The following is a 13578-nucleotide window of genomic DNA, read 5'->3' on the forward strand; positions in this document are numbered from 1 at the left end:
TGCAGCATATTGTTGAGGCTATTTTTTAATTTTCGACCAAACCGAACAACAAAATATCTACAATAGAATAAGTAGCTTCCTCTACCGTCACACTGTTATCCAGAAAGAAACGCTGATCAAGCGTTAAATTTACAGATTCAATAATAAGCTTCATGATCAGAGCCTCATTTTTGTTCACAATAATTCCTTCTCGGATGCCTTCCTGAATTAATGTTCTAATCGGAGACCAATCATTTAAATCGGCATGTACCCTTTTCCATTGTTCAGGATAATACTTTTTCATCTGGTCCAATATCCTTAAATCGTAAAACTTATAATACAGAGGCATGACCCTAATCGACTGCTTAATCTTGTCTAACAAAGATAACTCATTATTTTGGATAATCTGCTCAGTTTTTCGAATCATATCATCATTTGTACGCTCAATAAGTGTTTCTAAAATAAGCGTCTTAGACGAAAAGTTTTCATACAACGTACGCTTGCTAATAGCGAGTCTTTTCGCAAGATCATCCATCGTAAATTTCAATCCATTTTCATGAACTTCATCTACAAAAGCCTCCAAAATTCTTTCCTGCATATTCGCCCTCATTTCTTTCGCGCTCGGTAAACTAGAAAAGTTTTTTCAGTACCATCATCTTACGATAAGATCAAAGCGCTGGTCAAGTCCATGTTAACCTTGTTGCCAAAATCATGAATATATAATAAAAAGGGGGATAAAATGCCTTTAAGCATTTTATCACCCTTTTGTGTATGGGCGAGAGGACTAGAACCTCCACGGTTTCCCACTCGATACCGAATACAATCTTGATAATACCTTGTTTAATGAAGGGGGATAAGCGTTGCTCGTCGATTTCGACCCGCAAGGTAATCTGTCGATGTACTTTGGTATTGAGCAGCGGGATCAACTTCCGTGGCTATGGTCTGCGACAGGACTAACTCAGTTGCTCAGTATCAAGGAATTTAGAATACTTGTACAACTTCTTTAATATCATCAATTTCCTCAAGAATTGCGCGCTCAATAGCAACCTTTAACGTAATCGTAGCACTTGGGCAACCATTGCAAGCTCCCAAAAATCTTAATTTTGCTATACCGTTCTCAACTTCGACCAGTTCAGCATCTCCACCGTCACGCAGTAAGAAAGGACGTAGTTTGAGAAGAACTTCCGATACTTCATCGAATAAAACTCCATTTTCATCCATCATGCCAACTCCTCCCATTGTTTTACCAACCGTCAATTCAGACCTTTTTTCACCCTAGATCGTCTGAGTGATCCTTGGTTTTTTGCCTAAGAGTGACCTCTTGATCCGAAAGTTCCCTTATAAGCGTATGAATAGAGTCTAAAGGTATCATCACACCGCAACTTGCGCTCAATCCTGACAGCATATTGAGGCAGAACTGAAGTTTTCGTATCTCTCGGGTAATTTGAGCTAGTTCTGAATCGTCCGAATTATTTTTCTTCATTACTAGCACCTCGCACTTCTTTAAAGAATGATAAAAGTTTGATCTATTAAATTAATGAATCAACCGATGCTTCCTTCCATCTCAAATTGAATCAACCGATTCATTTCAACGGCATATTCCATTGGCAATTCTTTGGTAAACGGTTCAATAAAGCCCATTACAATCATTTGTGTAGCATCTTGTTCTGTAAGCCCGCGGCTCATTAAGTAAAACAATTGTTCCTCGGACACTTTGGATACTGTTGCCTCGTGCTCCAAAGTAATCTGATCGTTTTTAATTTCATTGTACGGAATCGTATCTGATGTTGACATGTGGTCCAATATCAACGTATCGCACTTAATATTGGACTTGGACCCTGCGGAATCGCGGCTGAAGCTGGACAACCCTCGGTAGTTTACTTTTCCGCCCTGCTTGCTGATGGATTTGGATATAATCGTAGATGTTGTCTCGGGAGCAAGGTGAATTACCTTCGCGCCAGCATCTTGATGCTGATCTTTACCGGCTACGGCAATAGACAGGATGGACCCCTTGGCTCCCCGTCCTTTCAATAATACTGCCGGATACTTCATTGTTACCTTGGAGCCGATGTTGCCGTCCACCCATTCCATTGTGGCATTTTCTTCTGCCACAGCCCTTTGGGTTACCAAGTTGTAGATATTAGGAGCCCAATTCTGAATGGTCGTGTAACGGACACGGGAATCTTTCCGGCAAATAATTTCAATAACTCCACTATGCAGAGAACTGGTACTATAAATAGGTGCTGTACATCCTTCAACATAATGGACAAAGCTGCCCTCTTCGGCAATAATTAATGTCCGCTCGAATTGACCCATATTTTCAGAATTAATACGGAAATAACCTTGTATAGGTACCTCGCACTGAACACCCTTCGGAATGTATACAAAGCTACCGCCTGACCAAACCGCACTATTAAGCGCCGCAAATTTATTGTCGGCGGGAGGGATGATCGTCCCAAAATGTTGCTTAAACACTTCGGGGTATTGCTTTAATGCACTATCCGTATCAAGGAAAATAACGCCCTGATCCTCCAGCTCTTTCCGCATGCTGTGATAAACTACTTCCGACTCATATTGAGCGGATACGCCCGCCAGGAACTTTTGCTCCGCTTCAGGGATTCCCAGCTTGTCAAAGGTTGCTTTGATCTCGGAAGGAACCTCCTCCCAGGTCTTTCCCTGTTTTTCAGAAGGGCGAACGTAATACTGGATGTCATCAAGATTTAGCTCGGTCAAATCCGCTCCCCATTCAGGCATCGGCATTTTGTAGAATTGATTCAAAGCTTTCAACCGAAAATTGAGCATCCACTCCGGCTCTTCCTTGATTCGGGAAATTTCCCGGACAATCTCTTCCGTCAGACCTTTTCCAGATTGAAAAATAGACTGGTGCTTGTCGCGAAACCCATATTTATATTCGCCCATATCTGGTGCTTTTTTAGCCATTGGTATCACTCCTTTTTAACCTTTCAAGATTCATTTTGATTTGCTATGATCTGCCGAGCTTGCTTTCCACTAAATCTTTTAGGCGACTGCGAACACCTTCCAGCGGGATCTCCGAAATGACAGGAGCGAGAAATCCGAAAATAACAAGATGTTCGGCTTCACTCCGTGATATCCCGCGCGACATCAGATAATAGATTTGCTCTGCATTTACTTGCCCCACGGATGCAGCATGACCCGCGGTTACATCATCCTCATCTATCAGCAGGATCGGATTGGCATCGCCGCGAGCTTTAGGACTTAACATAAGCACGCGTTCTGTTTGCTGACCATCACAATGGGTTGCACCTTTTTCAATCTTTGTAATGCCGTTGATAATGGCCGTAGCTTCTTCAAGCATGACTGCACGCGTAATCATCTGGCTTACCGAGCTTCTGCCAAAATGCTGAGCTTGAGTTGTATAGCTCGATTTTTGATTGCCCGTGCCAATAGCAATCACCTTATTGTCGGAGACCGCCCCGTTGCCTTGTAGCAAAGTCTTGGTATCGCTCACGGTATAACCATTGTTCATCTCACCGATAATCCATTCCACACCCCCATCAGCAAGAACGACCGCCCGTCGCTGGGTGAAATCTGTTGTAGTTACAGCAAGCTGATGAACCGAAGCTACTTGCACCTTTGAGCCCGCCCCCGCGAAGACCTCCGTCACACCGTTATGCAATACCTTGACATCATCACCACTCGATACACAATTATCCACATAAGTGATCTTGCTGTTGCTCCCTGCCACAATTAAGACGTGAGGAGCAAAACACACACCGCTTGTATCGTTAAGAAAGATCGCTTGAATAGGTGCTTCAACCTCTACACCGTCTGGGACATATAGAAAAACGCCACCACTCCATAAGGCACTGTGTGCAGCAGATAAACGATGTTCTTCTGGCTTTACTGCCTGAAAGAGATAACGTTGAACCAGCTCCTCATGCTCTTTTGCCGCAGTATGCAGATCCGTTAAAATGACTCCCTGGGCGGCTAAGCTCTCGGACAATTTCGTATACACTACATCCGAGTTGAGCTGAACGATTAGTCCGCCTTTCACCGGAGAAGCAACCAAACCTCGAACAACCTCCGGCGCTTCCTCCAAACTAGACCACGCATTCTCAGCTTTGTAATCTCCACTTTCGTAGATATCCCATTTTTCAAGATTGATTTTCTCCACTTTAGGCAACTCCAGCGTCCCTGCCAGTTCGAGTGCATGAACGCGGCGTTCAATCAGCCAACGAGGTTCATCCTTAGCGCTTGACCATGCGCGTAAATCGTCCACATTCATTGAAACTCTAGCTTGTATATCCACGTGCTGTTCCTCCTCTCCGGCTTTTAAGCATCCCTTACCGTCTCATCCGTAATCCCAAGTTCCTCCTTCACCCAATCGTACCCTTCAGCCTCCAAACGGTGGGCAAGCTCCGGACCGCCAGATTTAACTATCCGGCCTTGCATCATGACATGCACAAAATCCGGGGTAATATAATTCAACAGTCGTTGATAATGGGTGATGATTAAAAAGCCTCTATCCGGGCTGCGCATCTCATTTACGCCATTGGCCACAATACGCAGTGCATCAATATCAAGCCCTGAGTCCACTTCATCCAGGATCACAAACTTGGGTTCAAGTAGCATCATTTGCAAAATCTCATTCCGCTTTTTTTCACCGCCAGAGAATCCCTCATTCAAATAACGATGCACAAATTCCGGGTTCATCTCCAGCCCCTTCATTTTGCTCTCCATTTCACGGATAAAACGGATTAAGGATATCTCATCGCCTTCTTCACGCCGTGCATTGATGGCACTTCTGAGAAAATCCGAGTTGGTCACGCCAGCAATTTCACTTGGGTATTGCATTGCGAGGAACAAGCCTGCCTGGGCACGCTCATCCACCTCCATCTCCAGAAGGTCTTCATTGTCCAATGTCACCTTACCGCCAGTAACCTCATATTTGGGATGGCCCATTAAAGCTGAAGCCAATGTACTTTTTCCCGTCCCATTAGGCCCCATAATCGCATGAATCTCTCCGCCATGAATCTCCAGTGTGAGCCCTTTTAAAATTTCTTTCCCTTCAATCTTGGATCTTAATTCCTCAATCTTTAATGTCGTCATTTATCGTAAACTTCCCTTCGGAGTATTCTTCGGCACGCGCCACCAAATCACTCATAAATTTTCCAATAGTCTGCAGCTCAACCTCTGAATAGGATTCAATGAATTGGTAAAACCTTTCTTCTTTTTCTTTGTGCATTTCTTTATGCAAATGATAAACGTGTCTTCCCTTATCCGTTAAACTAAAGTAAATCTCCTTACGATTGCTGTTCAGTTGACTTCTCATAATGAAGCCCATTTCCAGCAGCTTTGCACTAATTTTAGTAATGCTAGCTTTGGACAACCCCATCTTCTCCACAATCCCGGTATGATTTATCGGTTCATAATCACCAATGCAATCAATAACGTGCACACTAGTAATATTGTTGGAAAGCATGTCAATCTGGTACTTTCTGGCCTGTTGCCGAAACGAGTTAAATTCTTGTTCAGTATACAGCTCATTCAGATGTAGCATTTTAATATATTGCTCGTAAAGATGACCTTTAAAATGATTTTGAAACTCCAATTTCCCAATCTCCCCTCTCTTGTAGTAGTTGAGACCAAGTTCAGTGTCTCCATTAGATTTTTTTGTTCACTAGTAAACAAAATTATATTAACACAATTGATATTGATAATCAATATCAATTGTGTTGAATGTGACGTAATTTTGGAGGCGCTTTTCATGAGTTTGTTGTCATTGTCATCGGCCTCATGCTGTGTTTTGACTAGGGCACGTCCCGGAAATAGTTTTAAATACCTCTGATCAATCCTGCTTTGCGGGGGTTGAACAATGGAACCAATTCGGCAGCACCTGGATGGATCTGGTAACCGAAGCCAAGTCCAATACCGTTGCCTATGAACGTCATGGTACACCTGCCACAGACCGGGGTCGCTACCGTAAAAAGAGGACAAAGGTGGTGCTTGGCCGAGCTGTTTTAAAGCCGTATCGCCGCGTTTGAGTACGCTATCGTGAGCATGTATGGCAATGAATAATCCGTCAGTTACCTGTGTCTAGATATATTATGGGGCCAAAGAGTATACCAAAAACTGTGGTTTTTGCTGGTGAATCCGAACAGGCGATGCTCCATTCTAGCCAGCACCGATCTGACACTGGAGGCGACCTAGATCATCGGACATTATACCGCCCGGTTCAAAATCAAATGCACCTTCTGGGCGCTAAAGCAATCCATCGGCGGATTCAGCTACCACTTTTGTAGCAAATCCATTCCGAAGCTCAACCGGTATTTGAAAAAGGATCGGGTTCACCCTCTGGAGGTGTTGGAAGAGGAGAAAGCGCAACGGGACATCCGCCTAACTGTAAAGATGAGAATGGTAAACGATAACCAAAATGGATCCCTACGGGGCTTAAGATAAAAGGAACCAAGAAAAGAGCCGAAATCTTGCTTCAGGAAGCCAGGAAGAATTCTCATATGGAAGGACAAGCACTCGCGGTTGAATACGAAGATATGCTGTAAGAGTAAAAGCGGCTACTCCATCCGGTAATCTGCCACTGGTGGACACGTTCTATGAGCTTCTGATTCGTATGAAGGAATAACAGGAATCCTATCGCTTATCTTCTGACAATTCTTATTGTCTTGAATACCTGGAGTATATTTATGTAGATGTATTAGGGGTAAGCATGAAAGAAGTTCAGGAATGGTTAGGCCACAGCGATTATGCAACAACGGCAAATATTTATTCGCATTTGGAATACAACTCAAAGGTGTCTTCAGCTCAAGCAATGAGTGGGGTACTAAAGCTCAAATAAAAAAAGCTCACTAGAGAATGTCTCTAATGAACTCTTTTAGTTAATACCGGCGAGAGGACTCGAACCTCCACGGTTTCCCACTCGATTTTGAGTCGAGCGCGTCTGCCATTCCGCCACGCCGGCGTATTCAATTATGGAGGCGCCACCCAGATTTGAACTGGGGAATAAAGCTTTTGCAGAGCTTTGCCTTACCACTTGGCTATGGCGCCAGAGTGTAACAAAGCGGACGACGGGAATCGAACCCGCGACCCTCGCCTTGGCAAGGCGATGCTCTACCGCTGAGCCACGTCCGCATAAAGATGGCTGGGGATATAGGATTTGAACCTATGCATGACGGAGTCAAAGTCCGTTGCCTTACCGCTTGGCTAATCCCCAATAAGTAAAGGGCGGCCGATGGGGCTTGAACCCACGAATGCCGGAGTCACAGTCCGGTGCGTTAACCACTTCGCCACGACCGCCGCAAGTAATGAATAATTGGCAGGGGCAGCAGGAATTGAACCCACACCAACGGTTTTGGAGACCGTTGTTCTACCTTTAAACTATGCCCCTATAAAACTGGTGGAGGATGATGGATTCGAACCACCGAACCCGTAAGGGAGCAGATTTACAGTCTGATGCGTTTGGCCACTTCGCTAATCCTCCAAAAATGGTGCCGGCGAGAGGACTTGAACCCCCAACCTACTGATTACAAGTCAGTTGCTCTACCAGTTGAGCTACACCGGCACATAAAATATTCAATTAAAAGTGGCTCGGGACGGAATCGAACCGCCGACACGAGGATTTTCAGTCCTCTGCTCTACCGACTGAGCTACCGAGCCTTAGAATAAGGCTCTTCATTACACGTTATAATACTAATGGCGGAACTGACGGGATTCGAACCCGCGATCTCCTGCGTGACAGGCAGGCATGTTAGGCCTCTACACCACAGTTCCATAATAATTTTTAATTGGTTGCGGGGGCAGGATTTGAACCTGCGACCTTCGGGTTATGAGCCCGACGAGCTACCGAACTGCTCCACCCCGCGACAATAATAAATATTAAATTTTCAAATGGTGGAGGCTGAGGGGCTCGAACCCCCGACCCTCTGCTTGTAAGGCAGATGCTCTCCCAGCTGAGCTAAGCCTCCACACCGAAACACTTTTCATATTATACCATAATAAAATTTTTATTGCAAGTTTTTTTTATGATATTTTTATGACCCGTAGGGGATTCGAACCCCTGTTACCTCCGTGAAAGGGAGGTGTCTTAACCCCTTGACCAACGGGCCATGCTACAAATGAATTATGGCGGAGAGAGAGGGATTCGAACCCTCGAGACGCTTTTGGCGCCTACACGATTTCCAATCGTGCTCCTTCGGCCAACTCGGACACCTCTCCATATGGCTCCCCGAACAGGACTCGAACCTGTGACAACTCGATTAACAGTCGAGTGCTCTACCAACTGAGCTATCAGGGAATATTAAGCATTTGTTTCAAGGTTACACCCTGAAAACTGGATCCGAAACTCATTGCGTTTTATCTTAGGATAAGCCCTCGACCGATTAGTATTGGTCAGCTCCATGCATTACTGCACTTCCACCCCCAACCTATCTACCTCGTCGTCTTCAAGGGGTCTTACTAATTGGGAAATCTCATCTTGAGGGGGGCTTCACGCTTAGATGCTTTCAGCGCTTATCCCTTCCGTACATAGCTACCCAGCGGTGCTCCTGGCGGAACAACTGGTACACCAGCGGTACGTCCATCCCGGTCCTCTCGTACTAAGGACAGCTCCTCTCAAATTTCCTACGCCCACGACAGATAGGGACCGAACTGTCTCACGACGTTCTGAACCCAGCTCGCGTACCGCTTTAATGGGCGAACAGCCCAACCCTTGGGACCTACTTCAGCCCCAGGATGCGATGAGCCGACATCGAGGTGCCAAACCTCCCCGTCGATGTGGACTCTTGGGGGAGATAAGCCTGTTATCCCCAGGGTAGCTTTTATCCGTTGAGCGATGGCCCTTCCATGCGGTACCACCGGATCACTAAGCCCGACTTTCGTCCCTGCTCGACTTGTAGGTCTCGCAGTCAAGCTCCCTTCTGCCTTTGCACTCTTCGAATGATTTCCAACCATTCTGAGGGAACCTTGGGGCGCCTCCGTTACTCTTTAGGAGGCGACCGCCCCAGTCAAACTGCCCACCTGACACTGTCCTCGCACCGGTTTACGGTACCAAGTTAGAACCTAGATACGATCAGGGTGGTATCCCAAGGATGCCTCCCTTCAAGCTGGCGCTCAAAGTTCGACGGCTCCCACCTATCCTGTACAGATCGTACCCAAATTCAATATCAAGCTGCAGTAAAGCTCCATGGGGTCTTTCCGTCTTGTCGCGGGTAACCTGCATCTTCACAGGTATTAAAATTTCACCGGATCTCTCGTTGAGACAGCGCCCAAGTCGTTACGCCATTCGTGCGGGTCAGAATTTACCTGACAAGGAATTTCGCTACCTTAGGACCGTTATAGTTACGGCCGCCGTTTACTGGGGCTTCGGTTCATAGCTTCGCCCCGAAGGGCTTACCACTCCCCTTAACCTTCCAGCACCGGGCAGGCGTCAGCCCGTATACTTCGCCTTGCGGCTTCGCACAGACCTGTGTTTTTGCTAAACAGTCGCTTGGGCCTTTTCACTGCGGCCCCCTCGGGCTATTCACCCTACCGAGGCACCCCTTCTCCCGAAGTTACGGGGTCATTTTGCCGAGTTCCTTAACGAGAGTTCTTCCGCGCGCCTTAGAATTCTCTTCTCGCCTACCTGTGTCGGTTTGCGGTACGGGCACCTTCTCCTGGCTAGAGGCTTTTCTTGGCAGTCTGAGATCATGACCTTCGCTACTACAATTTTCGCTCCCCATCACAGCCCAGCCTTACGATGTGCGGATTTGCCTACACACCAGCCTCACTGCTTAGACGGACATCCATCCGTCCGCGTCACTACCCTACTGCGTCACCCCATCGCTCATAACGGATTACGGTGGTACAGGAATTTCGACCTGTTGTCCTTCGACTACGCCTATCGGCCTCGCCTTAGGTCCCGACTTACCCTGAGCGGACGAACCTTCCTCAGGAACCCTTAGGCTTTCGGCGGATCTGATTCTCACAGATCTTTTCGTTACTCATACCGGCATTCTCACTTGAATGCAGTCCAGCGCTCCTTACGGTACACCTTCAACCCGCATTCAACGCTCCCCTACCCCTGATGCAAAGCATCAAGCCATAGCTTCGGTGGTGTGTTTAGCCCCGTTACATTTTCGGCGCAGAGTCACTCGACCAGTGAGCTATTACGCACTCTTTCAATGGTGGCTGCTTCTAAGCCAACATCCTGGTTGTCTGTGCAACTCCACATCCTTTCCCACTTAACACACACTTGGGGACCTTAGCTGATGGTCTGGGCTGTTTCCCTTTCGACAATGGATCTTAGCACTCACTGTCTGACTCCCGGAACTAAATCTATGGCATTCGGAGTTTGACTGAGCTTGGTAACCCTTGCGGGCCCCGCACCCAATCAGTGCTCTACCTCCACGATTCTTCTTTCCGAGGCTAGCCCTAAAGCTATTTCGGGGAGAACCAGCTATCTCCGGGTTCGATTGGAATTTCTCCGCTACCCCCACCTCATCCCCGCATTTTTCAACATGCGTGGGTTCGGGCCTCCAGTGCGTGTTACCGCACCTTCACCCTGGACAGGGGTAGATCACCCGGTTTCGGGTCTACGTCCACGTACTCATTCGCCCTATTCAGACTCGCTTTCGCTGCGGCTTCAGCTCTTCACCTTAACCTTGCACGGGAACGTAACTCGCCGGTTCATTCTACAAAAGGCACGCCATCACCCCTAGATCGGGCTCTGACTTCTTGTAAGCACACGGTTTCAGGATCTATTTCACTCCCCTTCCGGGGTGCTTTTCACCTTTCCCTCACGGTACTGCTTCACTATCGGTCGCCAGGGAGTATTTAGCCTTGGCAGATGGTCCTGCCGGATTCATACGGGGTTTCACGTGCCCCGCACTACTCGGGATCCGTCTCGGAGGGAACAAGTTTTGAATTACAGGGCTTTTACCTTCTCTGGCGGGTCTTTCCAGACCTCTTCATCTAACCGGTTCCTTTGTAACTCCATGTGAGACGTCCCACAACCCCAAGGAGCAAGCTCCTTGGTTTGGGCTAATCCGCGTTCGCTCGCCGCTACTGACGGAATCACTATTGTTTTCTCTTCCTCAGGGTACTTAGATGTTTCAGTTCCCCTGGTCTGCCTCTATTCTGCCTATGTATTCAGCAGAAAGTGACTGTCGATGAAGACAGCCGGGTTTCCCCATTCGGACATCCCCGGATCAAAGCTTGCTTACAGCTCCCCGAGGCTTTATCGTTGTTCGCCACGTCCTTCGTCGGCTCCTGGCGCCTAGGCATCCTCCGTGTGCTCTTTGTAGCTTAACCTAGTATTTACATCGTAAATACGATTTGCTTTGAATTTCGGTTCAACACTTACGTGTGAATGAAATTCAAGGCAGCTACCTTTATTTCACTTGTTTACACAAGATCAGCTTAAAGGAATATTCTAAAACGCAATTTCGTTTCGGTATCCAGTTTTCAAGGTGCAATTCGCTTCATCGAAGCGAAACCCGATGAATATTTCGGTTCCACACGAATGTGTGAATGAAGTATTCGTCGAAGCTTGAGAGTTTGAGCTCTCAAAACTGAGCAACGAGTGAGTAACAGGCCTAAACCTGAGTTTTGAAGCTTACGCTTCATATTTGAATGTTTCCATTGCAGGAAACGATTCTCCATAGAAAGGAGGTGATCCAGCCGCACCTTCCGATACGGCTACCTTGTTACGACTTCACCCCAATCATCTACCCCACCTTCGGCGGCTGGCTCCCTTGCGGGTTACCCCACCGACTTCGGGTGTTGTAAACTCTCGTGGTGTGACGGGCGGTGTGTACAAGACCCGGGAACGTATTCACCGCGGCATGCTGATCCGCGATTACTAGCAATTCCGACTTCATGTAGGCGAGTTGCAGCCTACAATCCGAACTGAGACCGGCTTTTCTAGGATTGGCTCCACCTCGCGATTTCGCTTCCCGTTGTACCGGCCATTGTAGTACGTGTGTAGCCCAGGTCATAAGGGGCATGATGATTTGACGTCATCCCCACCTTCCTCCGGTTTGTCACCGGCAGTCTGCTTAGAGTGCCCAGCTTGACCTGCTGGCAACTAAGCATAAGGGTTGCGCTCGTTGCGGGACTTAACCCAACATCTCACGACACGAGCTGACGACAACCATGCACCACCTGTCTCCTCTGTCCCGAAGGAAAGCCATATCTCTACAGCGGTCAGAGGGATGTCAAGACCTGGTAAGGTTCTTCGCGTTGCTTCGAATTAAACCACATACTCCACTGCTTGTGCGGGTCCCCGTCAATTCCTTTGAGTTTCAGTCTTGCGACCGTACTCCCCAGGCGGAATGCTTAATGTGTTAACTTCGGCACCAAGGGTATCGAAACCCCTAACACCTAGCATTCATCGTTTACGGCGTGGACTACCAGGGTATCTAATCCTGTTTGCTCCCCACGCTTTCGCGCCTCAGCGTCAGTTACAGCCCAGAGAGTCGCCTTCGCCACTGGTGTTCCTCCACATCTCTACGCATTTCACCGCTACACGTGGAATTCCACTCTCCTCTTCTGCACTCAAGCTCCCCAGTTTCCAGTGCGACCCGAAGTTGAGCCTCGGGATTAAACACCAGACTTAAAGAGCCGCCTGCGCGCGCTTTACGCCCAATAATTCCGGACAACGCTTGCCCCCTACGTATTACCGCGGCTGCTGGCACGTAGTTAGCCGGGGCTTTCTTCTCAGGTACCGTCACTCTTGTAGCAGTTACTCTACAAGACGTTCTTCCCTGGCAACAGAGCTTTACGATCCGAAAACCTTCATCACTCACGCGGCGTTGCTCCGTCAGGCTTTCGCCCATTGCGGAAGATTCCCTACTGCTGCCTCCCGTAGGAGTCTGGGCCGTGTCTCAGTCCCAGTGTGGCCGATCACCCTCTCAGGTCGGCTACGCATCGTCGCCTTGGTAGGCCTTTACCCCACCAACTAGCTAATGCGCCGCAGGCCCATCCACAAGTGACAGATTGCTCCGTCTTTCCTCCTTCGCCCATGCAGGAAAAGGATGTATCGGGTATTAGCTACCGTTTCCGGTAGTTATCCCTGTCTTGTGGGCAGGTTGCCTACGTGTTACTCACCCGTCCGCCGCTAGGTTATGTAGAAGCAAGCTCCTAAATAACCCCGCTCGACTTGCATGTATTAGGCACGCCGCCAGCGTTCGTCCTGAGCCAGGATCAAACTCTCCATTAAAGACCAACCGAAGCTGGTTTATAGAAAGAGCGATAAGCTCATGTTGAAACTGACGAGATAAAAATATCTCTTGTTTGATTTTGCAAGCAAAATCGTTTTACTCACTCGTTGTTCAGTTTTCAAAGATCAAACCTACATAACGTCTTACTTTGTTTCACCACCGCGTCTCAGCGGCGACTTAAATAATGTAACACATAACCTCATTTTTCGTCAAGCTTTTTTTTTGAAAACTTATTTTTTCCGCTTGATGCAACACGTTTATCCTGCTTTAAACAGTTCAAAACTATTCATGCTGCTTAATGGGGCGAGTTATAACTTATCACATATTTTATATACTCGTCAACCTAAATTAATAATTTATATTTTTTAACTATTTATAAATACTAGATCATGTGCAAAAAAAGGAA

8 protein-coding genes, 15 tRNA genes and 2 rRNA genes are annotated in these 13578 nt (G+C 47.3%); 2 read left to right on the plus strand and 23 right to left on the minus strand.

Annotated elements, in window-relative coordinates:
- Window positions 1-25 precede the first annotated feature (25 nt).
- From NSQ57_RS20425 to NSQ57_RS20450, 6 genes are all read right to left on the minus strand, one after another.
- A complete protein-coding gene (locus tag NSQ57_RS20425) occupies window positions 26-577 on the minus strand; it encodes a TetR/AcrR family transcriptional regulator (protein WP_029518165.1) in 552 nt (183 codons plus the stop codon).
- Between the two features lie 383 nt (window positions 578-960).
- Window positions 961-1200: a NifU family protein gene (locus tag NSQ57_RS20430; RefSeq protein WP_013373004.1), complete on the minus strand. Its 240-nt coding sequence runs from the start codon at window positions 1198-1200 to the stop codon at window positions 961-963.
- 321 nt (window positions 1201-1521) lie between these two features.
- Complete coding sequence (gene sufB / locus NSQ57_RS20435) at window positions 1522-2919, minus strand: Fe-S cluster assembly protein SufB (protein WP_341039996.1); 1398 nt, start codon at window positions 2917-2919, stop codon at window positions 1522-1524.
- A gap of 43 nt (window positions 2920-2962) precedes the next feature.
- On the minus strand, window positions 2963-4246 hold the full coding sequence (gene sufD, locus NSQ57_RS20440; RefSeq protein ID WP_049817023.1) for a Fe-S cluster assembly protein SufD: 1284 nt from the start codon (window positions 4244-4246) through the stop codon (window positions 2963-2965).
- Window positions 4247-4293: 47 nt separating this feature from the next.
- Window positions 4294-5070 carry a Fe-S cluster assembly ATPase SufC gene (gene sufC, locus NSQ57_RS20445; RefSeq protein ID WP_029518161.1) on the minus strand — a complete coding sequence of 259 codons (777 nt, stop codon included), beginning with the start codon at window positions 5068-5070 and terminating at the stop codon, window positions 4294-4296.
- Window positions 5051-5572 (minus strand): MarR family transcriptional regulator, encoded by a 522-nt coding sequence (locus NSQ57_RS20450; RefSeq protein WP_029518160.1) that lies wholly within the window; start codon window positions 5570-5572, stop codon window positions 5051-5053. The genes sufC and NSQ57_RS20450 overlap by 20 nt, the downstream gene beginning before the upstream one ends.
- A 289-nt stretch (window positions 5573-5861) precedes the next feature.
- Between NSQ57_RS20450 and NSQ57_RS20455 the strand changes: the two genes are divergently transcribed.
- A complete protein-coding gene (locus NSQ57_RS20455; RefSeq protein WP_190297943.1) occupies window positions 5862-6005 on the plus strand; it encodes a hypothetical protein in 144 nt (47 codons plus the stop codon).
- 680 nt (window positions 6006-6685) lie between these two features.
- Window positions 6686-6814, plus strand: coding sequence for a hypothetical protein (locus NSQ57_RS20460; protein ID WP_258012605.1), 129 nt, complete (start codon window positions 6686-6688; stop codon window positions 6812-6814).
- Window positions 6815-6858: 44 nt separating this feature from the next.
- On the opposite strand, the gene NSQ57_RS20465 is transcribed toward NSQ57_RS20460, so the two are convergent.
- The 17 genes from NSQ57_RS20465 to NSQ57_RS20545 form a co-directional block, all read right to left on the minus strand.
- Window positions 6859-6937: transfer RNA gene (locus NSQ57_RS20465), tRNA-Leu, on the minus strand.
- A gap of 11 nt (window positions 6938-6948) precedes the next feature.
- A tRNA-Cys gene (locus NSQ57_RS20470) sits at window positions 6949-7023 on the minus strand.
- A 12-nt stretch (window positions 7024-7035) separates the two neighbouring features.
- Window positions 7036-7107: transfer RNA gene (locus tag NSQ57_RS20475), tRNA-Gly, on the minus strand.
- 7 nt (window positions 7108-7114) lie between these two features.
- Window positions 7115-7189: transfer RNA gene (locus NSQ57_RS20480), tRNA-Gln, on the minus strand.
- Between the two features lie 10 nt (window positions 7190-7199).
- A tRNA-His gene (locus NSQ57_RS20485) sits at window positions 7200-7272 on the minus strand.
- 17 nt (window positions 7273-7289) lie between these two features.
- A tRNA-Trp gene (locus NSQ57_RS20490) sits at window positions 7290-7363 on the minus strand.
- 7 nt (window positions 7364-7370) lie between these two features.
- Window positions 7371-7456, minus strand: a tRNA-Tyr gene (locus tag NSQ57_RS20495).
- Window positions 7457-7461: 5 nt separating this feature from the next.
- Window positions 7462-7537 (minus strand) — tRNA-Thr (locus NSQ57_RS20500).
- A gap of 22 nt (window positions 7538-7559) precedes the next feature.
- A tRNA-Phe gene (locus tag NSQ57_RS20505) sits at window positions 7560-7632 on the minus strand.
- A gap of 37 nt (window positions 7633-7669) precedes the next feature.
- Window positions 7670-7746: transfer RNA gene (locus NSQ57_RS20510), tRNA-Asp, on the minus strand.
- A 15-nt stretch (window positions 7747-7761) separates the two neighbouring features.
- Window positions 7762-7838, minus strand: a tRNA-Met gene (locus NSQ57_RS20515).
- 26 nt (window positions 7839-7864) lie between these two features.
- Window positions 7865-7940 (minus strand) — tRNA-Val (locus NSQ57_RS20520).
- A 69-nt stretch (window positions 7941-8009) separates the two neighbouring features.
- A tRNA-Glu gene (locus tag NSQ57_RS20525) sits at window positions 8010-8081 on the minus strand.
- Window positions 8082-8098: 17 nt separating this feature from the next.
- Window positions 8099-8190 (minus strand) — tRNA-Ser (locus NSQ57_RS20530).
- A 3-nt stretch (window positions 8191-8193) separates the two neighbouring features.
- A tRNA-Asn gene (locus tag NSQ57_RS20535) sits at window positions 8194-8269 on the minus strand.
- 65 nt (window positions 8270-8334) lie between these two features.
- Window positions 8335-11262, minus strand: a 23S ribosomal RNA gene (locus tag NSQ57_RS20540).
- A gap of 353 nt (window positions 11263-11615) precedes the next feature.
- Window positions 11616-13171 (minus strand): 16S ribosomal RNA (locus tag NSQ57_RS20545).
- Together the 16S and 23S rRNA genes with 15 tRNA genes alongside form the textbook arrangement of a ribosomal RNA operon.
- Window positions 13172-13578: the final 407 nt, after the last annotated feature.

This window comes from Paenibacillus sp. FSL L8-0502 (assembly GCF_038593055.1).
GTDB classification, from domain to species: Bacteria; Bacillota; Bacilli; order Paenibacillales; family Paenibacillaceae; genus Paenibacillus; species Paenibacillus polymyxa_D.

Coding starts and splice junctions, on each gene's coding strand:
- NSQ57_RS20425 (WP_029518165.1), bottom strand. CDS start 577: ATGCAGGAAAGAATTTTGGAGGCTTTTGTAGATGAAGTTCATGAAAAT.
- NSQ57_RS20430 (WP_013373004.1), bottom strand. CDS start 1,200: ATGGATGAAAATGGAGTTTTATTCGATGAAGTATCGGAAGTTCTTCTC.
- sufB (WP_341039996.1), bottom strand. CDS start 2,919: ATGGCTAAAAAAGCACCAGATATGGGCGAATATAAATATGGGTTTCGC.
- sufD (WP_049817023.1), bottom strand. CDS start 4,246: ATGAATGTGGACGATTTACGCGCATGGTCAAGCGCTAAGGATGAACCT.
- sufC (WP_029518161.1), bottom strand. CDS start 5,070: ATGACGACATTAAAGATTGAGGAATTAAGATCCAAGATTGAAGGGAAA.
- NSQ57_RS20455 (WP_190297943.1), top strand. CDS start 5,862: ATGGATCTGGTAACCGAAGCCAAGTCCAATACCGTTGCCTATGAACGT.
- NSQ57_RS20460 (WP_258012605.1), top strand. CDS start 6,686: ATGAAAGAAGTTCAGGAATGGTTAGGCCACAGCGATTATGCAACAACG.